Source organism: Methanoculleus taiwanensis (genome assembly GCF_004102725.1).
Classification (GTDB): domain Archaea; phylum Halobacteriota; class Methanomicrobia; order Methanomicrobiales; family Methanoculleaceae; genus Methanoculleus_A; species Methanoculleus_A taiwanensis.
Window position 1 is genome coordinate 312,552 of record NZ_LHQS01000001.1, and the last position, 25,045, is coordinate 337,596.

The 25,045-nt window shown below is 61.7% G+C and carries 22 protein-coding genes; 17 read left to right on the forward strand and 5 right to left on the reverse strand.

Annotated features, from left to right (window positions below):
* The first annotated feature begins 68 nt into the window (after window positions 1-68).
* The 10 genes from ABH15_RS01635 to ABH15_RS01680 all read left to right on the forward strand — a co-directional run bounded on the left by ABH15_RS01635 (window position 69) and on the right by ABH15_RS01680 (window position 9,955).
* Window positions 69-848, forward strand: coding sequence for an ATP-binding cassette domain-containing protein (locus tag ABH15_RS01635; RefSeq protein ID WP_128692622.1), 780 nt, complete (start codon window positions 69-71; stop codon window positions 846-848).
* Window positions 845-1,552 carry a GTP-binding protein gene (locus ABH15_RS01640; protein ID WP_128692623.1) on the forward strand — a complete coding sequence of 236 codons (708 nt, stop codon included), beginning with the start codon at window positions 845-847 and terminating at the stop codon, window positions 1,550-1,552. The genes ABH15_RS01635 and ABH15_RS01640 overlap by 4 nt, the downstream gene beginning before the upstream one ends.
* Window positions 1,553-1,555: 3 nt before the next feature.
* Window positions 1,556-2,176 carry a (Fe-S)-binding protein gene (locus ABH15_RS01645; protein WP_128692624.1) on the forward strand — a complete coding sequence of 207 codons (621 nt, stop codon included), beginning with the start codon at window positions 1,556-1,558 and terminating at the stop codon, window positions 2,174-2,176.
* Window positions 2,173-3,414 carry a methanogenesis marker 16 metalloprotein gene (locus ABH15_RS01650; protein ID WP_128692625.1) on the forward strand — a complete coding sequence of 414 codons (1,242 nt, stop codon included), beginning with the start codon at window positions 2,173-2,175 and terminating at the stop codon, window positions 3,412-3,414. Before ABH15_RS01645 ends, ABH15_RS01650 begins: the two co-directional genes overlap by 4 nt.
* Window positions 3,411-4,685 carry a cysteate synthase gene (locus ABH15_RS01655; protein WP_128692626.1) on the forward strand — a complete coding sequence of 425 codons (1,275 nt, stop codon included), beginning with the start codon at window positions 3,411-3,413 and terminating at the stop codon, window positions 4,683-4,685. The genes ABH15_RS01650 and ABH15_RS01655 overlap by 4 nt, the downstream gene beginning before the upstream one ends.
* Complete coding sequence (gene comE / locus ABH15_RS01660; RefSeq protein ID WP_128692627.1) at window positions 4,678-5,805, forward strand: sulfopyruvate decarboxylase subunit beta; 1,128 nt, start codon at window positions 4,678-4,680, stop codon at window positions 5,803-5,805. Before ABH15_RS01655 ends, comE begins: the two co-directional genes overlap by 8 nt.
* 56 nt (window positions 5,806-5,861) lie before the next feature.
* Window positions 5,862-6,617 carry a carotenoid biosynthesis protein gene (locus ABH15_RS01665; protein ID WP_128692628.1) on the forward strand — a complete coding sequence of 252 codons (756 nt, stop codon included), beginning with the start codon at window positions 5,862-5,864 and terminating at the stop codon, window positions 6,615-6,617.
* A gap of 164 nt (window positions 6,618-6,781) precedes the next feature.
* Window positions 6,782-8,254: a phytoene desaturase family protein gene (locus ABH15_RS01670; RefSeq protein WP_128692629.1), complete on the forward strand. Its 1,473-nt coding sequence runs from the start codon at window positions 6,782-6,784 to the stop codon at window positions 8,252-8,254.
* 8 nt (window positions 8,255-8,262) lie between these two features.
* Window positions 8,263-9,087, forward strand: coding sequence for a phytoene/squalene synthase family protein (locus ABH15_RS01675; RefSeq protein WP_128692630.1), 825 nt, complete (start codon window positions 8,263-8,265; stop codon window positions 9,085-9,087).
* Between the two features lie 13 nt (window positions 9,088-9,100).
* Window positions 9,101-9,955, forward strand: coding sequence for a prenyltransferase (locus ABH15_RS01680; RefSeq protein ID WP_128692631.1), 855 nt, complete (start codon window positions 9,101-9,103; stop codon window positions 9,953-9,955).
* A gap of 2 nt (window positions 9,956-9,957) precedes the next feature.
* Here the strand turns inward: ABH15_RS01680 and ABH15_RS01685 are convergent, their stop codons facing one another.
* On the reverse strand, window positions 9,958-10,890 hold the full coding sequence (locus ABH15_RS01685; protein ID WP_241647970.1) for an AEC family transporter: 933 nt from the start codon (window positions 10,888-10,890) through the stop codon (window positions 9,958-9,960).
* 115 nt (window positions 10,891-11,005) lie between these two features.
* Between ABH15_RS01685 and ABH15_RS01690 the strand changes: the two genes are divergently transcribed.
* The 6 genes from ABH15_RS01690 to argB all read left to right on the forward strand — a co-directional run bounded on the left by ABH15_RS01690 (window position 11,006) and on the right by argB (window position 16,789).
* Window positions 11,006-11,404 carry an NUDIX hydrolase gene (locus ABH15_RS01690; RefSeq protein ID WP_128692632.1) on the forward strand — a complete coding sequence of 133 codons (399 nt, stop codon included), beginning with the start codon at window positions 11,006-11,008 and terminating at the stop codon, window positions 11,402-11,404.
* 960 nt (window positions 11,405-12,364) lie between these two features.
* Window positions 12,365-13,270, forward strand: coding sequence for an ADP-ribosylglycohydrolase family protein (locus ABH15_RS01695; RefSeq protein WP_128692633.1), 906 nt, complete (start codon window positions 12,365-12,367; stop codon window positions 13,268-13,270).
* Between the two features lie 26 nt (window positions 13,271-13,296).
* Window positions 13,297-14,283 carry an N-acetyl-gamma-glutamyl-phosphate reductase gene (gene argC, locus ABH15_RS01700; RefSeq protein ID WP_128692634.1) on the forward strand — a complete coding sequence of 329 codons (987 nt, stop codon included), beginning with the start codon at window positions 13,297-13,299 and terminating at the stop codon, window positions 14,281-14,283.
* Between the two features lie 9 nt (window positions 14,284-14,292).
* Window positions 14,293-14,775: a CBS domain-containing protein gene (locus ABH15_RS01705; RefSeq protein WP_128692635.1), complete on the forward strand. Its 483-nt coding sequence runs from the start codon at window positions 14,293-14,295 to the stop codon at window positions 14,773-14,775.
* Complete coding sequence (gene argJ, locus ABH15_RS01710; protein WP_128692636.1) at window positions 14,772-15,923, forward strand: bifunctional ornithine acetyltransferase/N-acetylglutamate synthase; 1,152 nt, start codon at window positions 14,772-14,774, stop codon at window positions 15,921-15,923. Before ABH15_RS01705 ends, argJ begins: the two co-directional genes overlap by 4 nt.
* Window positions 15,920-16,789 (forward strand): acetylglutamate kinase, encoded by an 870-nt coding sequence (argB, locus tag ABH15_RS01715; RefSeq protein WP_128692637.1) that lies wholly within the window; start codon window positions 15,920-15,922, stop codon window positions 16,787-16,789. Before argJ ends, argB begins: the two co-directional genes overlap by 4 nt.
* Before the next feature lie 16 nt (window positions 16,790-16,805).
* Here argB and ABH15_RS01720 read toward each other — a convergent pair whose 3' ends face one another.
* The gene (locus ABH15_RS01720; RefSeq protein ID WP_128692638.1) at window positions 16,806-17,090 is read right to left on the reverse strand and encodes a chorismate mutase; all 285 of its coding nucleotides are present in this window, start codon (window positions 17,088-17,090) and stop codon (window positions 16,806-16,808) included.
* Window positions 17,091-17,196: 106 nt separating this feature from the next.
* Between ABH15_RS01720 and ABH15_RS01725 the strand changes: the two genes are divergently transcribed.
* Window positions 17,197-17,787: a site-2 protease family protein gene (locus tag ABH15_RS01725; protein ID WP_128692639.1), complete on the forward strand. Its 591-nt coding sequence runs from the start codon at window positions 17,197-17,199 to the stop codon at window positions 17,785-17,787.
* A 14-nt stretch (window positions 17,788-17,801) separates the two neighbouring features.
* On the opposite strand, the gene ABH15_RS01730 is transcribed toward ABH15_RS01725, so the two are convergent.
* The 3 genes from ABH15_RS01730 to ABH15_RS01740 form a co-directional block, all read right to left on the reverse strand.
* Window positions 17,802-23,624 carry a PAS domain S-box protein gene (locus ABH15_RS01730; protein ID WP_128692640.1) on the reverse strand — a complete coding sequence of 1,941 codons (5,823 nt, stop codon included), beginning with the start codon at window positions 23,622-23,624 and terminating at the stop codon, window positions 17,802-17,804.
* Window positions 23,625-23,762: 138 nt separating this feature from the next.
* On the reverse strand, window positions 23,763-24,398 hold the full coding sequence (locus ABH15_RS01735) for a flavodoxin family protein (protein ID WP_128692641.1): 636 nt from the start codon (window positions 24,396-24,398) through the stop codon (window positions 23,763-23,765).
* Window positions 24,395-25,009, reverse strand: a complete 615-nt coding sequence (locus tag ABH15_RS01740) for a flavodoxin family protein (RefSeq protein WP_128692642.1) — start codon at window positions 25,007-25,009, stop codon at window positions 24,395-24,397. Before ABH15_RS01740 ends, ABH15_RS01735 begins: the two co-directional genes overlap by 4 nt.
* Window positions 25,010-25,045 lie beyond the last annotated feature (36 nt).

Consider the following 25,045-nt stretch of genomic DNA (forward strand, 5'->3'; position numbering starts at 1 on the left):
CCTTTTTGGTGAATAAATGGCAGTAATAAAGCGAATCATTATCCCCTATGCACGATCATTGAAGATCTATGACCACCGGAACGATCCGGGAGATCACCATCCTGCCGGGAAGGAGCCGGACCGGGGATCCCGAGAACTTCGGCTCACTCGTCATCCGGCCGGGCGAGACCATCTCCATCGTCGGCCCGACCGGCTCGGGGAAGAGCGCATTCATAAACGACATCGAGATCTTCGCGAGAAATGACACCGTCACCGGGAGGACGGTGCTGGTAAACGGCGAGCTCCCGCCGGAAGAGTTCGTTCGCGACCCGGCACAGAAGCCGATCGCTCTGATCACCCAGAATACCAAGTGCCTCGCCGATCTCTCGGTTGCCGCGTTCCTCGAGATGCATATCCGTTCACGGAGGCTTGGGGATGAGACGCTCGTGCAGAGAACGATTGATCTCGCCAACGAGTTTACGGGCGAAGAGATCCGGGGCGAAGCACGGATGACGTCGCTCTCGGGCGGGCAGACCCGGTCACTGATGGTCGCCGATGCCGTCGTCATCAGCAGCGCTCCGATCCTCCTCCTCGACGAGGTGGAGAACGCCGGGATATTCAAGGATCGGGTTATCGAGGTGCTGCGGCAGTATGGAAAGGCGGTGATCTTCGTCACCCACGACCCCCTCGTCTCGCTCCTCTCCACCCGGAGGGTTGTGATGAAGAACGGCGCGGTCGAGAGCATACTCGAACCCGGCGACCTCGAAGCGGAGGCGCTCGCGGCAGCGCTGCGGCTTGACGGGATCCTGGCACGGATGCGGGAGCGGATCCGGGCGGGCGAGCTGATCACCGATCCGGCATTCGCATGAAACTGATTATCGTCGCCGGCCCGCCGTCCTCCGGGAAAACAGCGGTCGTCAGGCAGATCGTCAGGGGGCTCCTCAATACGCATGTGATCGCGTACCTCAAGATCGACGTCGTCCGGGCGTTCGAGGATGAGGAACTCCGGGCTGAATTCGCTATCCCCACCCGGAAGGTCTACTCCGGTGATCTCTGCCCCGATCACGCGGGCGTTACGGTGATGCGGGACGCGATCGTCTGGGCGGAGGACGAGGGTGCGGGTCTCCTGATCGTCGAGAGCGCCGGGCTCTGCCTCCGCTGCTCGCCCTACACCACGCAGGCGTTCGGGATCGTGGTGCTCTCCGCTGTTTCGGGGACGAACACCCCCTTAAAAATGGCGGCTATGCTGGGGCTCGCCGATACTGCAGTCGTCACCCGGATCGATCTCGTCTCCCAGGCCGAGAAAGAGGTCTTCCGCGAACGGATCCGGGAGGTGAACCCCGCGCTCGATATCGTCGAGACGAACGCCGTCCAGGGCACCGGGATGCGGTATCTCCTCCGAGCGATCGAGGAATGCCCGGCGATCGACGACCCGGATGCAATCGTCCTCCGAGGTGTTCCGCCGCTCGGCGTCTGCACCATCTGCATCGGCAAGACCGGTATCGGGTGGCAGCATCACTTCGGCGTCGTCAGGAAGCTCGAGGGCGCCGACTACCTCTACCGGGGGGAGTAGCGGATGGCATGGAAACCCCCGGGAAAAGACTGCGGAGCCTGCGGCGCCCCGACCTGCGAGGCGTTCCTCGCTCTGGCCAGGACCGGGAAACGGGAGCGTGCCGATTGTATCTTCTACGAGGAAGCGAAGGTCTTACCCGGGTCGGCCCCGGAGACGCGGCACCCGGAGCGGGATATCCTCGGTAGGAGTTACGACTTCATCCTCGAACCGTTCCCCGGTGAGGTCTCCGCGAGGAAGATCGTCCTCCCGTTCCGCCCCGACCTCGTCGAGGCCTGGGATATCCGCGAGGGCGACATTGTCGTCGGGAGGCCGACTGGCGCGGGCTGCCCGGTTCAGCACGTCCTCCAGGTCATTCATGCAAGCCCCGTATCGGGGCTTCTCACCTGCTTTGTCGTCGGGCCGCAGGCATCCCGGGGCGCAGAGTTTAAGGATCTGGAGGCCTACCACATGGTTGGCTTTGAGGGAATCGCCCGGCCGGTTCTCCGGGAACCGGTGTTCGGGATGCGGCAGCGGTTTCTGCCCGGGTACTGCATGATGAATCTGGCGCACACGGGGGTCGTCAACATGATCCTTGGCAGATCGTACGGGCTCCACGTGCGGGTGGAGGATGTCAGGTTGCTATGAAGACGATTCAGGAGATCGAGGAGAAGATCTGGAAGGGCGAGGCGGTCGTCTGTACCGCCGCCGAGTTCAAGGCGCTCGTCCGTGAAGGAGAGACGCTCTTGGCGGCCGAGGTCGACGTGGTGACCACCGGAACCTGCGGGGTAGTCTCGGGCACCGCAGCCATCCTCTCGGTGCCGGTCGCTCCCCCGGGGAGTTTCGAGCGGGCGGAGAAGATCTGGCTCAACGGCGTGCCGTGTTTCCCCGGCCCCTGCCCGAACGAGCGGCTCGGTCTCGTCGACCTCATCGTCTCGGGCACAGCCCACGCCGGGATGGACTACGGCGGCGGCCACCTCCTCCGTGATATCGTCGCGGGAAACCCGGTTGAGGTCGTCGTCGAGGCGAAAGACCAGAGTTTCGAGGCGACGGTCACGCTCGGCGACCTCCCCTTCGCCCGGATGTTCACGACACGGAGCGCGTTTAAAAATTACACGGCGTTCGTGAACCGCCGGCCGACGACCGTCGCCACGATCTTCTCGGTGCGGGGGCTTACCGGCCCCTGCCGCGAGGTCTCGGTGAGCGGCTGCGGTGAGATAAACCCCCTGCAGAACGATCCTGCCCGGCTCTCCATTCTGACGGGTTCGCCAATCCTGCTCAACGGTGCGGCGGGAATTGTTCTCGGGGAAGGGACGCGGAGCAGCCCCGAGAAACCGAACCTCTCCGTCAGTGCCGATATGACCGGGATGCAGCCACAGTACCTCGGCGGCTTTCGGACGTCGGTATCCCCGGAGTGCTTCATCAGCATCGCCGCCCCGATCCCGGTGCTCGACGACCGGCAGATCGCCATGCTCTCCGTCCTCGACGGGGAGATACCCCTCCCGATCGCCGACATCAATGACCGGAAGGTTCTCGGCGAGAGTACCTACGGGGAGGTCTGGGAGAAGGCCGGGACATGCGTGCAGTACTACCCCGACTGGTGCGAGGACTGTTCCGCCTGCGCCGCCGGCGAAACCTGCCCGACGGGAGCCTTCTCGAAGGGGAAGGGGATCGACCGCGACCGCTGCCTCGACTGCGGCACCTGTATCTCCGTCTGCCCGGGTGGCGCTTTCGAGGGTGATTACGGCGCTCTCCGGGTTCGCGGCCGGAAGGTTCCGATCATGCTCCGGCAGTCCAGCCGCCGGAGGGCCGAAGAGATCTGTAGCGACCTCAAAGAGCAGATCCTGGCGGGGCATTTCCGGCTCACCGGAGGTGGGCGGCCGTGACGGAGAAGTACCGGCTCGAATGCCCCGGGTGCTGGGTCTCGTTCGACGACCACTACACCCTCGACTGCCCGATGGGGTGCCGTGCGCTGATCCGGACGTACTACCACACTCGGCAGCTCGATATCAAAGAACTCCCCGGGATCTTCCGCTACATCGACTGGCTTCCGGTCGAACACTCGCTCCCGCTCGATGCGGGGCCAATCTCCTACCGGAGCGATGCGTTTGCGAAGGAACTCGATCTTGCGCACCTCATCGTGACATTTTCCGGGTACTGGCCGGAACGGGGGGGCAACATCCTGACCTGCTCGTTCAAGGAACTCGAGGCTCAGCCGACGTACCTCCGCCTGCAGGAAAAAGGCAGTGGTGTTCTGCAGATCTCCTCGGCAGGCAACACGGGACGGGCGTTCTGCCAGATCTCGGCACTGACCGGGGTGCCGGTCGTCGTCGTCGTCCCGGCGGAGAACGCCGATCGCATCTGGACGACTGAAAAGGCGGAAAATGTCTGCCTGATCACGGTCGAGGGCGATTACACCGACGCTATCGAACTTGGGAGGCAGGTCTGCACCGTCCCTGGCATCATCGCCGAGGGTGGGGCGCGGAACGTCGCCCGGCGTGACGGGATGGGGACGACGCTGCTCGACGGCACGCTGGCTGCAGGCAGGCTGCCCGACTACTACTTCCAGGCCGTCGGGAGCGGAACCGGCGGGATTGCTGCGTGGGAGGCGGCTGAACGGCTGGTCGGCGACGGGCGGTTCGGAACCCACCGGCCCGAGCTGCACCTATCCCAGAACGCCCCCTTCATCCCGATGGTGCGGGCATGGGAGGGCGGGCGCGACCGTATCGTTCCTGCTGATATGCCCGATGCGGAGGCGGCAATCGCGTCGGTCTCTGCCGACGTCCTCACGAACCGCGAGCCGCCTTACGGCGTGAAGGGCGGAGTGTATGACGCACTCGTCGCGACCGCCGGAAAGATGTATGCGGTCACGAACGACGAGGCACGGGCTGCCGGTGCGCTCTTTTCCGGGCTGGAGGGGATCGATCTCGATCCGGCCGCCGCCGTCGCGGTCGGTTCGCTCGTCCGGGCGGTTGAAGAGGGCAGCATCGATCCCGGAAAGGTCGTCCTCCTCAACATCACCGGCGGCGGTTACGATCGCGTCCGGGAGGATCACGAACAACACCGTATCGAACCGTTCCTCCGCCTCCCCGCCGGAGCCCGGATCGAGGGGGAAGTGCGGGGGGAGATCGCCGGGTGGGTGGCCTCCCATGCGTGAGACCTGTGTCCTTGACCGTCTCGCGGGTCAGGGAGTCGATACGGTGGTATCCCTCCCCTGCGACAGGACGCAGGATCTCTGCACACTCTTTCCGGGGCGATTCCACACGGTCGATCTGACCCGGGAGGAGGACGGCGTCGGGATCTCTGCCGGACTCGTCCTCGCCGGGGGGCGTCCGGTGCTCCATATGCAGAGTTCGGGGCTTGGGAACTCTTTGAATGCTATCATGTCCCTGACGGTGACCTTCGATCTCCCGCTCCCTATCCTCGCGAGCTGGCGGGGTGTCTACAAAGAGGTGATCCCCGCCCAGATCCCGTTCAACCGTGCGGTTCCCGGCGTGCTCGAGGCACTTGGCATTCCCTACACGATCATCCGCGACGAGAGAGAGGAGGATCTTATCGACGCCGTCATCGAGAACGCCTATGGGGAGATGCGTCCACATGTAGCGCTTATCTCGCCAGCCTTCTGGGAGGGGGCGGTGGAAGCCTGCCCGGCCGCGGAGCGACCGCTCCCGCCCCGGAGCCGGGAATCCCTGCTCGAATACCACCGGAAGATCCGCGAGCCCGAGATGACCCGGTACGATGCTATCCGGGTGATCGCTGCGCTTCTCGGAGACGAAGCAGTGGTCTCGAACATCGGTGTTCCGTCAAAGGAGCTCTACGCCGTCCGTGACCGGCCCGAGAACTTCTACATGCTCGGAAGCTACACTCAGGCGACGCCGATCGGCCTCGGTCTCTCCCTGAAAACCGATCGCGACGTGGTGGTGCTCGACGGCGATGGCAGCCTGCTCGGGACAGCCGTCCTCCCGGTGGTGGCGGCCGAGTCCCCCGGGAATCTCACCGTCGTCTGCCTGGACAACGGCGCCTTCGGCAGCACCGGCAACCAGCCGACGAACGCCTATGCCCAGGTGGACATGGAACTCGTCGCCATCGCTGCCGGTATCAGGAATACCGTGAAAGTACATACGCCGGATGAGCTCCGGGAGGCATGGGAGACGCGGGGAGAAGGCCCGACCTTCCTGCACGTGATTATAAAACCCGGCAACGCACCGGTACCGAACATCCCGTATTCTCCGGCCGATATCCGGAACCGGTTTATGCGGGCGCTGCAGCGGGTTTAGTCCCTCCCTGCCGGGTTCCCGGATATATTTATCCCCGCTGCCGCCGTTCCCTGCGCATGCGACTCACCGGTCGGAGGATGCTCCTCTTCGCTGCCCTGCTCCTCTTTCTCGCCGGATACCTGGTGGTGCGCTTCGATGCGCCCGACATGCCGGCCGCCGTATCGGTGCTCTTTCTGCTCGGGCTCGCCCTTCCCTCCTACGTCGCGGTTATACGATGGCTCGGGGCGGCGAGAGGCATTACCCTCCTTGTTCTGCTCAGCCTGCTGCCGCTGGCCGTCGAGGCGTACGCCGTCGCCACCGGCATCCCGTACGGCAGGTTCACCTACTCGCCGCACCTCGGCTACCCGCTCTTCGATCTGGTGCCCTGGACGGTTGCCTTTGCGTACCTGCCGATGCTGCTCGGGGCGGTGACCCTCGCCAGCACCGCCGTCGGCACCGCATGGTATCGGCTGATTCCGGCAGGGGCTCTCTTCCTTCTCCTCATCGACCTCGTCATCGACCCGGCGGCCGTGCACGCCGGCCTCTGGGTCTGGATGGACGGGGGAGTCTACTACGGTGTTCCGGCCTCGAACTTCGCGGGCTGGGTGCTGACCGGTGTGGTCTACGTCGCGCTCGTACTGCTGATCGCCGGAAGGAACCTCTCGTCCGGCCGGCCGGCTCCCGGCATGGTGGCGAGCAGTCTCCTGCTCATTCTGGCGTTCTGGGCCGGTTACCTTACGCAGAATGGCCTCGTCATACCGTCGTTTCTCGGGGCGGCACTGTTCCTGGCGACCTGCCTGGTTATCTTCAGAGACGCTCCCTTCCGGAGATAGTGCCGTGCTGCCTACTCGGGTGTCCCGCACCGGGAATACCCCTGTTTCGTACCGATCGGCAGCCATCTCCGGCAATGCACGTTCCCGGTTCTTGTCGCAACGCGAAAGTTTATATGAAAGATTCGTGATCTTTCAATCGTTTTCGTTCCTTGGGGGGAGTTGTAATGCGGGCTGTAATTGTTGGCGCGGGATTTGGGGGTCTCTCCGTTGCTGCCCTTCTTGCAAAGAAGGGTTTTGACGTCACGGTCATCGAGAAGAACGAACAGCCCGGGGGGCGGGCGAGTGTCTACCGGGAGAACGGCTTTACCTTCGATATGGGGCCGTCCTGGTACCTGATGCCCGACGTCTTCGAGCGGTTCTTCGCCGAGTTCGACCGGCGTCCCGAAGATTTCTTCCGGCTCGTCAGGCTGGATCCCTCGTACCGGGTCTTCTTCGGCGGTGAAGAGACTGTCGACGTCTCGGCAGATCTCGAGAAGAACTACGCCCTCTTTGACTCATTTGAACCGGGAGGGGCAGAGAAACTGAAGGAGTACCTTCGGGAGTCGGGGGAGAAGTACGATCTTACTATGAGCGATCTGCTCTACCGGGACTACCGGACGATCCTCGATCTGTTCGACAGGCGGCTCCTGCTCGAGGGAATGAAACTAAACCCCTTCGAGAGCCTGGAGACCCTTGTCCGGAACCATTTCGAGAGCGACGAGGCCAGGAAGATCGTGCAGTACGCCATCGGTTTCCTCGGCGGCTCGCCCCGGAACACTCCTTCGTTCTACCAGATCATGTCGCATATCGACCTGACCATGGGGGTGTGGTATCCTGAAGGGGGCATCAGGGCGGTGGTGCAGGCACTGGTTTCTCTCGGTCGGGAGCTTGGAGTCGAGTACCGGTACAACGAGCCGGTGACCGCGATCGATGTTGAGCATAAGACTGCCCGTCGCGTCGTCACCCCCGCTGGTTCCTACGATGCCGATATCGTCGCGGTCAACGCAGACTATCCCTTCGCGGAACTAAACCTCCTTGGGAAGGACACGCGGTCGTACTCCGCCTCCTACTGGGAGAAAAAAGTCCTGGCACCGTCTGCGTTCGTCGCCTACCTCGGCGTGAACCGTGAAGTGGCGAGTCTGGTGCATCACAACCTCTTCCTGGAGCAGGACTGGGAGGATAGCTTCGAGGCGATCTTCGACCCCGCGAAGGCCGCCTGGCCGTCGCACCCTTCGTTCTACGTCAACGTCCCCTCGCGGACCGATCCGACCGCTGCGCCGGAGGGCACCGACACACTCTTTCTCCTGGCTCCCCTGGCTCCCGGGCTTGAGGATACGCCGGCTCTGCGCGAACAGTTCTATCAGCTTCTCATGAACCGCCTGGAAGAGATTCTCGGTGAAAATATCCGCGACTCGGTCGTCGTCAAAAGAATATTTGCCCTATCCGACTTTGCCGAGCGGTACAACGCCTACAAAGGCACCGCACTCGGGCTCACCCATACGCTCTGGCAGACGGCGCTCTGGCGTCCTGCACACCGGAGCAAGCACATCGGCAATCTCTACTATACCGGGCAGTACACCCATCCCGGCATCGGTGTGCCGATGACCCTGATATCGTCCCAGATCGTCGCCCGCGAGGTGACCAACCAGTATCGGTGAGGTGTACCGTGATCGACAGAACACTCTACGCCATCTTCAAACGCGGGAGCAAGACCTACTTCTACTCGACGCTCTTCTTCCCGCCGTCGGTCAAAGAGGACGTCTTTGCGCTCTACAGCTTCGTACGTACGGCTGACGACTACGTGGATGCGGTGCCGCAGCAGGTCGAGGAGTTCCATACTTTTGTCGACCGCTATGCATCGGCGGCCGCCGGGGAGGCGACAGGGGATGTGATAGTCGATTCGTTCGTCGATCTTTCCCGACGGAAACAGTTCGATCCGGCATGGACGGAGGCGTTTCTCCATTCCATGGAGAAGGATATCACGGTCGACTCGTATCGGACGATTCACGACCTGGAGGTGTACCTCTACGGCTCGTCCGAGGTGATCGGGCTCATGATGGCGCAGATCCTCGATCTCCCCCCCAAATCGCATACGGCCGCACGGAACCTCGGGCGGGCGATGCAGTACATCAACTTCATCCGCGACATCGCCGAAGACCTCGCCATGGGCAGAACCTATTTTCCCCGGGAAGAGATGGACATGTTCAATCTGGACGACCTTTCGGAGGCCTCCGCCTGCCGAGACCGGGAGCGTTTCGCGGCGTTTATCGCGTCCCAGATCGGGCGGTACCGGGAGTGGCAGGAGCAGGCGGAGAGCGGGTTTCGGTTTATACCCCGCCGGTATCTGATCCCCATAAAGACCGCTTCGGATATGTACCGGTGGACCGCCATGACCATAGACCGGGACCCCGCCATCGTCTACTGCCGGAAGGTGAAGCCGTCGGTGATGCGTATCGTATCCGGCGCCACCTACAATGCTCTGAAGACATGAGATGTGAAGAACCGTGGTTTTGCAACTCCTCTCGCTCGCCTGGCGCATATCGCGCTTCCGTTTCTGGATCTACACCGGCGGCACCTACGTCGTTGGGTATGCGCTCGGGATGGACTCCTGGACGGCCTTCTTTGCGCCCGAATACATCCTTTTCTTGCTCTATTTCTTCCTCCCCGCCAACATCTTCATTTACGGGGTGAACGACTGGTGGGATCAGGAGACCGACCGGTTTAACCCGAAGAAGGACGTAAAGGAGTATCGTCTGAGTCAGGCGGACGGCCGGGACCTGTTCATCCTCATCGGGCTCTCGGGCGGGATCAGCGTTTTGCTGCTCTTCTGGCTCGATGCCGTCGGGCAGGCGCTTCTCCTCTCGTTCCTCTTCCTCTCCTACTTCTACAGTGCGCCTCCCCTCCGGTTCAAGGAGGTGCCGTCCCTCGACTTTTCGTCGAACATGCTGTATATTATGCCAGGGATCCTTGGCTACTACCTCTCGAGCGGGGTCTTCCCGCCGCTCCTCCTGGTTCTCGCTGGATTTCTCCACATCGCGGCGATGCACCTCTTCTCCGCCATCCCCGACATTGGCTACGACGAGGCCGCAGGGTTGACGACTACGGCGGTTCTCCTGCGGGAACGCCGTTCGCTTCTCCTCTGCCTCGCGTTCTGGTCAGGCCTCGCCGCCATCGTTGTATGGCTCTCCGGCGCGAGCCCGCTCAGTCTGCTGGTGCTGGTCTACCCCGCCATTCCCCTCGCCCTCCTGATGCGGCAGAGCCTCTCCATCGAGCGGGTCTACTGGTATCTCCCCTACATCAACACGAGCCTCGGCGGGCTGGTCTTCGCCCTTGCGACCCTCAGGACGGTCGCCTGGTAGGTTCAGACGAGCACCGTCGTGATCAGCGGGATCGTCAGGAGCGACCCGATCGTCGAGACGAAGACGACCTGCGAGGCGAGGCGCGAGTCGGAACCGTACTGCTCGGCGAAGATGACGGTATTTGCGGCGACCGGCATCGCGGCGAGGGTGATCAGGACGCCGAGAATGAGCGGGTCCGAGACGAAGGGCCGGGCGATGAACCAGAATACGACCGGCACCATGAGGAGCCTGATGACACTGACGGCGGCGGTGCGCCAGCTCCCGACCATCTCCCGCGCCGGGAAGGTGGCGAGCAGTGCCCCGACGACGATCATGGCAAGCGGTGTCGTCACGTCGCCGAGGATCGCGAGCGAGTCGATGAAGGGCGGGGGGATCTCAATCGACCAGAGGAAGAGGAGAAACCCGATCACCGATGCGGCGATACCGGGATTTAACAGCATCTTCGGGTCGAACCCCTCCCGCCGCCCCTCCGTCATCATCGCTATCCCGACCGAGAAGACGAGGATGTTGAAGAGCAGGTTGAAGATGGCGACGAAGAAGAGGGCTTCGGCACCGTAGATGGCCCCGATGACGGGGAATCCCATGAAACCGACGTTGCCGAAGACGACGGCGAACTGGAAGACTCCCTTCTCCGCAGCCTCGCGGGAGAGCGCTCTTGATGTGAGGTAGGCGACGGCGAACGAGAGGAGGTAGAGCCCCCCGCTCAGAAGGAGCAGTTCTTCGGTATCGGCGAGGCGGTCAGGAGAGAAGGGCACCTGCATCGAGACGATGATCAGGGCAGGGATCGTGACGTTGATGAGCAGCGCCGAGATCCGCCCGGTCGAGTGCCGGTCGAGGATGCCTGCGGCGAGGGCGATGTAACCCGCCGCGATCAGAAGGACGAGGATGAATATCCGATCCGCCACCGTCAGAAACTCCGTGATCATCCCGTCCATGCCGTTGCACTCCGTCTGTTGTTCCTCAAAGGTGCGCTCCGATCACCCATTACGGTTCTGCTCGATGCCATCGGGATGAGCAGAGTTATTACGCCGGCAACGCCACCTCTCTTTCATGCTCGAAAAACTGTGGTATCTCGCAGTATCGGCAGTGATCCGGAACCGCGAGGGGAAGGTGCTGCTCCTGAAACGTTCTCCCGACGACGAGATCAATCCGGGGAAGTGGGATCTCCCCGGCGGCAAACCCGACCCCGGCGAGACTTTCGACCGTGCTCTCCGGCGGGAGGTCTACGAGGAGACCGGGATGCACGTTGTGCTCACGGAGGTCGCCGGTGCCGGGGAGCTCGATCTGCCCGACAAACGGATCGCCTACCTGATCCTCGCGTGCGACGTCGACACCGAGGAGGTCAGGCTCAGCCCCGAGCACGACGAGTACGCCTGGCTTGCTCACGGGGAGATACGCGACCTCGACCTTGCGGAGCAGTTCGTGGGGCTGTTCGCCGCTTTCAGGTAGCCTATCTTCCCTTCCGGAGCCGCCGGAGCACCAGGTACCAGAGTGTGAACGTCACGAAGAGGAACGCCTCGCCGGCGAAGAGGAGCAGGGGATCGCGGAGGGTGCTTGCGCCCTGCACGGTATACCCACGGAAGAACGCGGCGAGGAGGGCCGCTCCGAGTGTCAGGGTGACGGCCGAGGTGCCGAGCAGACTGGAGATCCGGTGACCGCTGCCCGGGCGGAGGATCCGTCGAGGATTTCGGGACTGTCGCTCGCGTCAACGGCAGCACATACGTCATTCGGGCGGTAGACGGAACGTGCTACGCCCCTGTCAACCCGGACGAGGACTATCAAAACGACGACAAGGTGGTCTCCTTCCGGGGTGTTGTTTCGGACGCTGGCGGAGCGTCGGAAACATCGGGTATCTCCCTCGAGATCCGCGATATCGGCACCTACGTTTCACCTGGGGGCAAACGCCACGGTCACCCTCGAGAGGATGCGGCCGTGAAGTGAACGGTCTCGCTGCTGGGCTCTTGTAACATTCCTTTCCGCCGCCCTCCGGACGAGAGCCGCCGGCCAGGTGCACGGGGACGGGAATTGCCGTTCTGGTTAAGAAATGCTTAAATGTCAGCAATCCGGCGCAGATCCGCCGGCATTTCGACCCGCACAGATGCCCGCAGACGACCGATCACAAGGTCGGGCATGGATTCCTCGAAAAATTACCTGCCCCTCATATGGTCGATATGGCCTCACGATCCTTCCGTATTTCAGGAATCGGGCTGACTATCGCCGCGAACTGCCTGTGCCGGGATCCGCTCCCGGAAGCCACCAGTAGAATCGGAAAATGGCGGCAATTCTGCCCTGTTTCAGAACGGTGAGTGGCCGCCCCCTCCCCGGGTACGGCCGTGGCCATCAGCACGCTCCAGGCCGTCCCGCCGGCACAATAACCCTTATCTCCCTCCCGCAAGAGAGATACTATCCATGCTGGATCAGTTCAAAGGCTGTCTGCTGGGGGCCGCGATCGGTGACGCGCTCGGGATGGCGGGTGAGAGCGGCCCGCCGAGCCTCCAGCGGCTCGGAGGAGGATACCGGCGTGCATGGCGGGGACACCCGAACGCCGGCTTGAAACCCGGGCAGTTCACCGATGATACCCAGATGATGCTCATGGTTGCGGAGCTGCTCGCCGACGGGACGTACACGGACGAGGCCTACGCCGCGAATCTCGCACGGATGTATATGAAAGGGGAGATGCGATTCGCAGACGGCTCCGTCGGTGCGGCATGCGAGCACCTCCTCTTAAAAGGCCCCATGAACAGCGGGGTGAACTCGAACACTTCCGGGTGCGTCAGTATCGGGATTCCGTTCGCCCTGCTCTACGACGACCCCGTCGAGGTCACTGAACGGGTGGTCACGGCATGCAGCATCACCCACACCCACCCGGCCGCTCACGCAGGAGCGGTCACCGTCGCCATGCTGATCCACTATACCATACGCGGGTACCCCGATGCCCTCGAGCTTGCCCGGAGAAACGCCATGTTCGAGGATGCCGTCCTCGGCAATAAGATCCGCGACGCCCTCCGGATAGAGCGGGAGGGGATCAGCCTCGAGAGTGCGCTCTCGGTACTCGGCAACGACGTCACCGTCCACCAGACCGTACCGCTCGCCTTCTTCCTCGCAAGCCGGATCACCGATGTCGACGACCTCCTCTCCACGGCCTCGAACGTCGGCGGCAACACCGATACGATCGCGCTCATCTGTGGTGCATACGCCGGAGCAAAATATGGAAAGGGAGTATTCCGGCCTGATCTCACGGACGGGCTCGAGGATAGAGGGCGCATTGAAAATATCGCAAACCGGCTCTACCAGCGCTACACCAATAAGGATTAAGTTTTTATAAAAGCCACATGTGTTTCATGCACATTGCGATCATCGGAGCCTCCGGGTACACCGGCGGCGAGCTGATGCGGCTGCTCGCGAACCATCCCTCCGCAGAGGTCGTCTGCGCCACGTCCCGCAAACAGGGCGGTCTTCCCGTCGCGGCCGTCCACCCGCACCTCCGCGGTCTGACCGATCTGGCGTTTCAGAACATCGATGTCGATGATATCGACGCTGACTTTGCCTTTCTGGCCGTCCCCCATACTGCCGCCATGAAGGTGGCGGGCGCCCTGCTTGAGCGCGGGATTAAGACCGTCGACCTCTCCGCCGACTACCGCCTGCCGAAGGATATCTTCGAGAAGGTTTACGGCGTTCCCCACGAGGCCTACTTCGACGCACCCTACGGTCTTCCCGAACTCCACCGTGATGAGGTGCGGGACGCCGCGTTCGTGGCGAACCCCGGGTGCTTCCCAACGGGCGCCACCCTCGCCGTCGCCCCGCTCGCAGAGCACGCCCATACCATCATCTTCGACTCGAAGACCGGCGTCACCGGCGCGGGCAACACCCCCTCGGAGACGACGCACTACCCGAACGTCGGCGACACCTTCAGCGCCTACAAGTGGACGAAGCACCGGCATCTCGCGGAGATGAAGCAGGAGGTCGCGAAGCTCGGGTCGGGCGCCCGTTGCTACTTCACGCCGCACCTCCTCCCCGTCAACCGCGGCATCCTCACCACCGCCCACATCCTGCTCAACGAGCCGATGGAGCAGGGCGAGGTCGAGGCGCTCTACCGGAAGTTCTACGAGGACGAGTTCTTCGTCCGCTACCAGAAACCGACGCTCGCTGCGGTACGGGGCACGAACTTCTGCGATGTCGCGGTCGAGAGCGAAGGAGACCGCGTCGTCGCCGTCTCGGCGATCGACAACCTGGTGAAGGGTGCGAGCGGCCAGGCAATCCAGAATATGAATATTATGTGCGGATTTGACGAGACTGCGGGTCTCCGCCTTGCCGGGATGCTCCCATAGGTGATGATCATGCAGATACGCGATGTTATGACGAAGAACCCCGTGGTCGTGCCGGTCGAGGCACCGATCCGGGAGGCGGCACGGCTGCTCCGGACTTACCGGATCGGCGGGCTGCCGGTGATGAAGGGCGACCATATCGAAGGGGTCATCACCGAGAGCGATGTGCTCTCCCTCCTCGATACCGGAAACCTCTCCGACGACCTCTGGCTCCCCTCCCCCCTTGAGATCATCGAGGTGCCGATCCGGGAGTTCATCAACTGGGAGCGGACGAAGAACGCCCTCTCCGACATCGGCGATATGCCCGTCGGGGAGGTGATGAGCAGCCCTGCCATCACCATCGCTGAAGATGCGGATATCGAGGCTGCTGCTGCTCTGATGCTCCGTGAGGGGATCGCCCGGCTCCCGGTGGTGCGCGAGCGTCAGCTCGTCGGGATCGTGACCAGGGCGGATATCGTCCGCGGTGTTGGGGCTGGAGCGGAGGAGTCGGCGTGAAGAGTATCTGCGCCGTCGACGGCGTGACCGCCTGGGGTGTGAAGGAAGGGAAATACGGCCTCGCCCTCATCCGCGCGAGCGGGAACGCGGCAGGCGTCTTCACCTCGAACAAGGTGCGGGCAGCACCGGTCGAACTGATGATGGAGCGGATGCGTCGTGGGACGCTCGACGCGATCATGGTGAACAGCGGGTGCGCCAACGCCTACACAGGTGAGCGGGGGTACCGCGACGCTGTGGAGATGTGCGAGATCGGCGCAAATGCCCTCCAACTCGATCCGGAAGCGGTCGGGGTGGCGAGCACCGGCGTCATCGGCAGGTACCTCGATCTCGACCGTATCCGTATGCAGACGGGAGAGGTCGCGAAAAATCTCCGGCGAACCGGCGAGGCGGAGGACGCGGCCGCCCGTGCGATCATGACCACCGATCTCTTCCCGAAGCACGCCGTCGTGAAGACGGAGTCGTTCACGGTCGGGGGCATCACCAAGGGGAGCGGCATGATCGCCCCGAATATGGGGACGATGCTCGCGTTCATCTATACCGACGCCGAGATCGAGACGCCCGGGCTGCACGGCCTTCTCCGGCAGGCGACCCGGCGCACCTTCAACCGTGTCGTCGTCGACGGGGACACGAGCACGAACGACGTCGCCTTCTGCACCGCCACCGGCGAGGCCGGCCCTGTCGACGAGCATGACCTCGAGGTCGCGCTCGAAGAGGTCTGCCGCCGGCTCGCCGTGCAGATTGCACGGGACGGTGAGGGCGCGACGAAACTTTTAGAGGTCACCGTCCGCGGAGCTCCAGACGAAGAAGCGGCTGCCGAGGTCGCACGGACGGTGATAGCCTCCCCGCTCGTCAAGACTGCAATCTACGGAGAAGACCCGAACTGGGGCAGGGTCGTCGCCGCGGCCGGCCGTGCGGGTGTCGAGTTCGACCCTTATGCCGTCTCGCTCTCCGTCGGCCGGGGGGCTGAGCAGACGGCGCTTGTTACGCGAGGTGCGATCGTCGCCGATCTTGTGCAGGCGAAAGCAGCGATGCACGGTGATACCGTGGTCTTCGAGCTCGATCTCGCCGCCGGCGAGGGCGAGGCGACGGCCTGGGGCTGCGACCTCACCGAGAAGTACGTGGAAATCAACGGGAAGTATACAACATGAAGCGAGAAGACGTTCTGATGGAAGCACTGCCCTATATCCAGAAGTTCCATGGCAAAACCATCGTGATCAAGATCGGGGGCCATGCGATGGTTGATCCGAATATCCTCGAGACGGTCATCCAGGATGCCGTCCTGCTCCGCTACGTGGGCATGAAGGTCGTGCTGGTGCATGGCGGCGGCCCTGAGATCACCGAGAAGATGAAGGCGATGGGAAAAGAGCCTAAATTCGTCGCGGGTCTCCGGATCACCGATCAGGAGACCCTTGAGATCGCCCAGATGGTGCTCGTCGGCAAGATAAACGACGGTATCGTCTCCCTCATCGCCAACTGCGGTGCCCGGGCGGTAGGCCTTTCGGGGAACGACGGCAACCTCTTAATCGCCCGGAAGATGGATCTTCAGAAGATCAAGATCGGGGACGTCGAGCATGAGGTCGATCTCGGTCACGTCGGCGAGATCGAGGAGGTCGATCCGCGTGTGGTCCACTGCCTGCTCGAACAGGGGTATATTCCGGTCGTTGCGCCGATCGGTATCGACCGATCGGGAAAGAGCCTGAACATCAACGCCGACACCGCAGCAGCGGAGCTGGCAACGGCACTCGGGGCGTTCAAACTCTTCAACCTCACCGACGTCGACGGCGTAATGAATGCCGACCGTTCGCGGATCTACCACCGGTTAAAACTCCACGAGGTGGAGGCGATGATCGAGGACGGGATCATCGTCGGCGGGATGATCCCAAAGCTCCTTGGGTGCATGAAAGCGGTCGGGAGCGGTGTTACGAGCGCTCACATCGTGAACGGAAACAAGGGGCACAACCTCCTTCTCGAGCTCTTCACCGACGAGGGCGTCGGAACAATGCTCTCGGTCTAACCTCTCTTTTTCACCGCTACGGCAGGTTCCCGTCCCCGCTGCACTCGCGCTGCCGCTCTTCGCTCATATCGATGAGAATCTCGAAGATCTTCCGCACGGCGGTGGGGTCGATCCGGCTCTCCACAGCATAGGTGAAGACCCGTTCGAGCACCAGCATTTTCTGCTGCTCGTCGTGGATGGGGAGGTCTGCCTCATACTTGAGGTGAGCTACGGTTCCTGCAAGATTCTGCCGCCGTGCGATGAGATCGATGATCGCCTCGTCGATCTCCCGGATCTCCTGTCGCACCGTCTCGAGTGACATGGTACTACAGTATCGTGCCGATGAGCGAGATAAATCTGGTGCTTCTCCCACCCCCGAGAGGGCGGAGGGGAAGCATATTAAGATGCCGTGGCATACCGGTTACTGAATGTTGGAACGTATCCCCCTGCGGGAACGCCGGGATCTCGTCATTGCATGGCTGGCAATATCCATAGCGTTCACCCTGATCTACGTCCGGGGTGGCATAACCGTCGAGAACTTCATCCTGCTCTTCGTGATGTCACTTGGAACGGTCGGTCTCGCATTCGTCCTCCATGAACTTGCCCACAAATTCGTCGCGATGCGCTACGGTTACTGGGCGGAGTTTAGGAAGGACAATCAGATGCTCCTCGTCGCCGTGGTGCTCGCGGCACTTGTCGGCGTGGTCTTTGCCGCGCCGGGCGCGACGTATGTCTACGGGAACGCTACCCGCCAGCAGAACGGCTGGATATCGGCATCAGGCCCCATCACGAATCTGCTGCTCTGCATCCCGTTCATCGGCCTCGTACTACTCGACGCAGGCGGTCTCATCGGCCTTTTCGGTATCCTGGGCCTCCGGATAAACGCGATGATCGCCGCCTTCAATATGCTCCCGGTCAGCGTCCTCGACGGGCGGAAAGTGCTCGCCTGGAATCCGGTCGTCTTCGGTATCCTCATCGCCGCTGCGATCGGGATGCTGATCTGGTCGTTGTCGCTCTGAAGAGCGGCATTGGATTATCTTTTTTCTGCGTCACTCCCGCCGGTTGAGGGAGCTCTTCGAAGCGTGAAGAGGAATACCGACCCTTCCTCCGGGTGATCGGACACCCGATCCTCGATCCAGACCCTGCCGCCATAGCGTTCGATGAGCATCCTGACGATGAAGAGCCCGAGCCCTTCTCCACGCCCCTTCTGCTTCCCCCGTTCGAAGCGGCGGAACACCTCCTCTTTTGTCTCATCGGGGATGCCGGGGCCGGTATCCGCGATGGCCACGACCACTTCGTTCCCACGCTCCTCAACGGTGATGGTAATTAGAACGTCGGATCCGCCGAACTTGACGGCGTTGCCGATGAGGTTGGTGAAGACCTCGGGCAGGAGATCGTCGGCAAGGACGGTGCAGGATGCCGGGCAGGTGACGGTGACGGAGATCTCGGGGAAGTGCTCCCGCTCGGCCGCGATGATCTGTTCGAGCGGGAGCGGTGCAAGCGGGGCCGATTTTTCATGGATCTTCCTGATCGTCGAGACGTTTACGAGGATATCGACGCTCTTTCTGATAGTGTTCCGCAGTTTACCCGCGTAATCTGCGGCTTTTCCGTCGAGCATCTCGGAGAGGAGGTCGGTGTACAGCGTGGCGACGTTCTCTGCATTCCGGATGTCGTGGGTGAGTATGTCCAGATACAGATTCGCCTCACGGTGCGCCGCCTCGAGCTGGCGGTTCAGAAGAGCCCGTTCAAGGGCAATTCCGATTTCCCTGCCTATCTGGGCGAGGATGTACCGTTCGGCCTCCGAGAAACGCTGTCCTGCCGTCCCGATGATGTTAAGGGCGCCGAGAACCCGGGTATGCGCCACAATCGGGATGCTGGCAGAGGCATACGTCGTCTCATCGGGATCACCGGGGTATTGGAGCGGCAATGCATCGAAGAAGAGGGGGATACCCCGCACAAGGACGGTTTTGTAGGGTTCGCTCTGTATATCCTCGATACACCGGTGGTGCGGGAAGCCTTCCGGGAGGTGCTGGGCGTAAACGAGGGTTGCCCTGTCATTCTCCGTATCGATACGGTATATCCCGCCGCCGTTGAGGTGCAGGAGATCGATGGTCGCCCTGAGCACCGCCTCGAGCAGGCTGTCGGGGTCGCCCGACTCCACGGTTATGCCGATGATCCGGTTGAGGACTGAAAGATGCCGGTTCCGCTTTTCGAGTTCTTCCTCTGCTTGTCTACGTTCGATTCCCTGTGAGACGACGTTTGCGACTGCCTGGACGAAATAGGCATCCTCCTCCCCGAACCGGTGCGGTGTGGCCGAGTGAACCCCGAGAATCCCGTATGGTTCGTTTCTGCCGTAGATCACGACACTGACGCCGCTTAAGATCTCGTGCTCGTGGAGGATGGGGGGTCCGTGGAACCTGGTCTCGGTGCGGAGATCGTCGACAATGACCGGTCTGTTCGTCTGGAGGGTATACCCGGCCTGTGAGCCCTCGCTCTCAACCCGGGCATGCCCGACGAGCCCGTCCTTCCAGCCCACACCTGCCGCAAGGAGCAGGTCGCGCTCTCCGGGAAGCAGACGCAGCACCTTGCAGTAATCGGCGCCGAGAACATCTGTGACGGTTCTGACCGTCTCGTTGAGCAGCATGGCAAGGTCGTTTCCGGCAAGGGCATACTGTCCGAGCGCGGCGATTGCGGCCTGTTGTGCTGCACGGGTTTTGACCGTATCCTCTGCCCGCTTGCGCTCGGTGATGTCGGTGTTCGTCTCGAGGATCGTCTCAGGCCTGCCGTCCTGGTTACGGACCAGCGCCCAGCGGCTCGCCGTCACAAGGGTCGATCCGTCGCGGCGGGTCTGCACCAGTTCCCCCTCCCATCGCCCGTCCAGGAGCAGGTGGTTCCAGATCCGCTTGATCGGTTTCGGGAAGACCGTCTTTAACAGAAGATGACAGTCCCTGCCGAGCACCTCGTCCCGCCGCCATCCGTACTGCTCCTCGGCACCCCTGTTCCAGAAGACGATGCGGTTCTCCAGATCCCGGACGAGGATGGTGTCGTGCGTGAGGTCGAGGAGACTGGCCTGTTTCCGGAGGACACGCTCGGCCATCTTGAGATCGGTAATATCACGCGCAGCAGCGAAGACCCCGGTCACCCGGCCGGTCTCGTCCCGGTACACTGAGGCGTTGTAGAGTACCGGCGTGACCCGGCCACCCCTATGCCGGATCTCGAGCGGATAGTCGCGTACTTCTCCTGCCTCAAAGACCCTGCGATACCCTGCCCGTGCCCGCTCAGGGTCGGTGAAGTAGTCTGAAAAGTCGGTCCCGATCAACTCCTCCCGCGTATAGCCGGTCGCCGTTTCGGTTGCAGAGTTGACATCGGTGATCCGTCCGTCGGGGGCGATGGTGACGAGCGGGTCGAGGCTTGCTTCGATAAGGCTGCGGGTATAGGAGATCGCTGCAAGGAGAGCCTCTTCCATCCGTTTCTGCCCGGTGATCTCTGTTCCGAACTCGATAATCCCGATCAGCTCGCCCGCATCGTCGATCACTGGCTGGCCTCGAACCCTCCAGAATCTCCCGTCCGGGGTGGTGATCTCCTTGGCCTTCGGTTCCTTGGCTGCGAGCGCCTCGAGCACCGGGCAGCATTCGCACGGCTCTGCCCTGGAGTGCCAGATCTCGTAGCACCTGCCGCCGATCAGTTCATCGACCGTCATCCCGACACTCTCCGCAGCAGCCCTGTTCGCCCATCGGATCGAGAGGTTCGTATCGTAATAGACGAACATTTCTCCGGTGGAATCGAGGATGAGGGATTTTTCCCGTTCCGACCGGATGAGTTTCTCTTCTGCCCGCTTCTGTTCGGTTATGTCGATTCCCGAACCCATCAAGCAGAGCGGCCTCCCCAATCCGTCCGTGACAAGGGTGACCGAGATCTGCATCGGGAAGGTGGAACCGTCCTTGCGTTTGGCTGTGAGTTCGCCTGCCCAGCTCCCGTGCTCCCGTATAGCCTCCGCGACATGTCCGTGCTGTTCCGGATCCGCCCAGAATCGGGATGTCGGGCTCCCGATCATCTCCTCGGCCGTAGAGTAGCCCAGCATATCTCTGGTCGCCCGGTTCACGTAGGTGACGTTTCCTGCAAGGTCGGCAAGCGTGATGGCATTCAGAGAGGATTCCATCGCCATATCCTTGATCCGGAGTTCTTCCTCAGCTCGTTGCTGCTTCGTGATGTCGCGAATGACGCCGAGTCTTCCGGTGACCTCCCCGTCCTCGCCCTTCAGGGTGCTCACCGTGGCATCTACATAGACCGCCTCGCCGTTCCTCCTCCGGTGAATATTCACCCCGCGCCAGAAACCGGTATTCTTCAGGGACTCCCAAGCTGTCGTTTCGTCGTCGGGGGAGAGCCATTCGTAGGTGACGACCTCATGATGATCCTTCCCGAGAGCCTCGACAGCAGGAATGCCGTAGAGGTCTTCTGCCGCAGTATTGAAGCAGGTGATCCGTCCGTCGGTGTCGATCGCCACCACTGCATCCCCCATCTGCGAGAGGACCTTGGCCTGAAAACGGAGTTGCTCTTCTTTTTTTCTCCGCCCGGTAATATCACGGGCTATGGAGAGCACCTGGTCGACCGCTCCGTCCGGGGCAAAGACCGGGATGGACTGTGAATCGTAGTAGTGCATCTCACCGTCCCGCGGGTAGGTGAGCTCCCGGGTGTGCGGTCTCCCCGACGCGATCACCTCCTCGATGATCCGAAGTCTCTCGGAACTCTTAGCCGGGGGAAAGATCTCTCTGATATTCTTTCCGATCAGATCGTCCTGACTCCTCCCGAGCCCTTCCGCGCCCCGCTCGTTGAGATAGAGCAGCGTCCCGTTCCGGTGCGTCAACGAGATTATATCGGGCGACGCCTCCGCAAGCGTCCGGTATCGTCTCTCACTCTCTTTGAGAGCCGACTCCGCCCTTTTGCGCTCGGTGATATCCCGGCCGACCGCCTGCACGCCGATGAGCGTTCCATCCTGCATGATCGGGGTCTCGGAAAGATCGATTACGGCAACTGTCCCGTCTTTACGCCGGAATTCGATCTCGGCACTTACAATACTCCGACCCTTCTTGACCGCATCGGCGCACCGCTGCCAGGCGGGGAGGCTTGAAGGCATGACATAGTCACGGCACTGGGTTCCGATGATCTCTTCGGGCGTGTAGCCGAGGATCCTCTCCACCGCCGGGGAGATGTACGTCACGCCTTCACTCCGGTAGCAGGTATAGATCATATCGGAGCTGCGCTGGGCAATTCCCCTGAATTTCTCTTCGCTTTCTCTGAGAGCGATCTCCATCCGTTTCCGTTCGGTGACGTCGGCGCAGGATGCCATAAGGCACATTGTCTCTCCCGTCTCGTCGACGGCAACGCTGGCGGAGGTCTGCACGTCAAAGAGCGCCCCGTTCTTTTTTCTGGCGGTCAGTTCGCCGCACCAGGCATGGTCTCTCTGGATCGTTTCGATGACGTCTCTGACCCGGTCTTCGTCCTGCCAGAACGCCGTTATCGGTCTGCCCCGGATCTCGTCGAGGTCGTGGTAACCCCACATATCGAGCGCGGATCGATTCGCATATATCAGGTTCCCGCGGCTATCGGCAATAGCAATGGCATCAAGTGCCGTAGCGATCGCTTTATCCCGGATCAGGAGTTCCTCCTCTGCGCGTTTGCGCTGCGTGATATCACGGCTGATTCCCATCAGGCACCGGATAGCCCCGTCCCGTCCCGGCACCGGGATCAACCGGGTATCGATCCATATTTCGCCGCCGGGCAGGGGCAGTCTGGTCTCGTCGGTTGCCGGCACACCGGATACCGCCGCGCGCTCCACGTTCCGCACCCACGGTTCGGCCACCTCCGGAGAGAAGATCTCGCGGATATGTTTCCCGATAAGACTGGCGGGTTCGGTCTGCAGCCATGCCGCTCCGCACCCGTTAACATACAGGAGATTCCCCTCCGTCGTGATCAGGAAGACGGCATCGTGCGCCGATTCCGAGAGTGTCCGGTAGAGGCGTTCACTCTCTGAAAGCGCCTCCGTCATCCGTTTTTGCGGCGTAATGTCGATGCATGAGGAGAGAACGCAGAGCGGATTACCGGCTTCATCCGTTACTTTGTGTGCGGTGAACTGAATCTCCATCGGTTCCCCGTTCTTTGTTCTGCCCTGCAGTTCTCCGAACCATTCGCCGTCGGTCTGCAGCTTCCGGATCGCCTCGGCCGTCCGCTCAGCATCAGACCAGTACTGCTCTCCACGGGTCCCGATGATCTCCCCGGCATCGGTGTATCCTCCCATCTCAAGCAGTGCGCGGTTGACGTAGACGATCCTGCCTGCGAGGTCGGTGATGACGATACCGCTCTTTGCCTTACTCATCGCCGTTTCAAGGATGCGCAGGTAGTCCTCGGTCTCTCTTCCGTCCGCGCCCCCCGTCCCGACGCCGGGGATCTGGACAGTTCGCTCGTCTTCATCGTCTTCGCAGGGCCGGAACCGTATGAGCCGGTGCACCTGTCTGGGGACGGTTTCAACCGTCTTTCCTGAAAAGGAGTAGCATCGCCCCTTCTCCGGCGAGCCCGTCCGGAAGGTGCCGTAAAACGTCTCGCTTCCTTCCTGCAGCCGTTCCGTCACGGTTGCAGCCCATCCTCCGTGTCCTGGCTGGTCGGATCTCCGGGAAGGCGAGAGCGATGGAAGGTGCGTCCCGATGAGCTCTTCTCTCCGGGTTCCTGCAATCTCCTCCATGGCGGCATTCATCCAGACGATCCCCATAGATTCGTCTACGAGAAGGAGTGCGCCGGCGTCCAGTGCCTCGAGCAGTGTGAACGCAGGATTGAGGAGTTCACGGGTGTCGAACCGGTGCATGCCGTCACCATATTCAGGATATCAGTTCGGAAGATCCTGAATAACAGGGGGAATGCAATAGATCTATATAAAATATGTGTATCGGTGCCGGGTGCGGTTTTCCTGCGCCGTTCTTTTTTCAGGCCATGCAGACAGGGCTCAGGCAGAATCCCGCTTTTCCTGTGCGACCTCCTTCTGCAAGAGATGCTCCAGCACACCGACGACCTCTTTTCCCTTCTCCCGCGCCTCGGCAAGTGCCGTCGGGTGACCGTGGATGCCTCCGTAGCGATCCATATCGTTTGCGATGATATTATCGTAGTATTCAAACCCGGTGGTGTTGAAGAAGGCGGTGATCGCCGGGAAGGCGGCATCGAAGACGGTATCCCACCCAAGTCCCGCCGTTGAGAGAAAGACACCTTTATGCCGCATGATATGGTTATGGGAGAAATACAGATCCTTTATCATGAACTTGCGCGCCCAGAGGTACTGCGCCCGGTCGATCACCCCTTTGAGTTCGGCCGTAATCCCCATCGAATAGATTGGGGAGGCGACGGCCAGGCAGTCGGCGCCGAGGATCTTTTCAAAGAGGCCTTCGAGTTCGTCGTGGACGATGCACGCCCCGGTGCGGTGGCAGGCGTTGCAGCCTTTGCAGGGGGTATAGTCGAGATTCTTCAGCACCACCTTCTCGATCTCTGCACCGGCACGCTCCGCTCCCTCCAGGAATCCATCGAGGAGCGTTTCTGTATTGCCGTGCCGGTGAGGGCTTCCCGATACGCCGAGCACCGAGATCGTCATTCCGCCTTCATCTCCCGGAGCCGCCGGACAATATCTTTACCGAGGCGGCCGGCGTCTTCCCGTGCGGTGGGGTGCCCCTCAATAGCGCCCTTCTCATCGACGTTATTGACCATCAGATACTCAATGTCTCTGTTCCTGACCTCGATGACGTTGAAGAAGCACTTTACCGACGGGATTGCCGCATCGAAGACGTAATCCCAGTCCTGCCCAGCGGTTGAAAGGAATATCCCGATACGCTTTCCTTTCTTCTCCGGTGGAACAATGGGGAGTTTCAGGACGTACTTCCGCGACCGAAAGACCTGCGTCCTGTCGATGAGTGCCTTCGCCTGGGAGGCGAGACCCATGCAGTAGATGGGGGAAGCGAGGACGATTATGTCCGCCTCGATGATCCTGTCATGGATGACGTCCATATAATCACGCTGGACGCATTTATTGAGCCTCTCGCAGGCATTACAACCGTGGCACGGGTTCAGGTCGACATCGGTGAGTGCGATCTTGTCGATCTCCACGTCTTCCTCTGCGCCCATCGACTCAAGCACCCAGTCAAGGAGGGTCTCCGAGTTGCCGTGGCGCCGGGGGCTTGTGGCGAAGGCAAGCACCTTGATCTGCATACTGAATGAATGCTCCGCAGACGAGAAAAAGCAAGC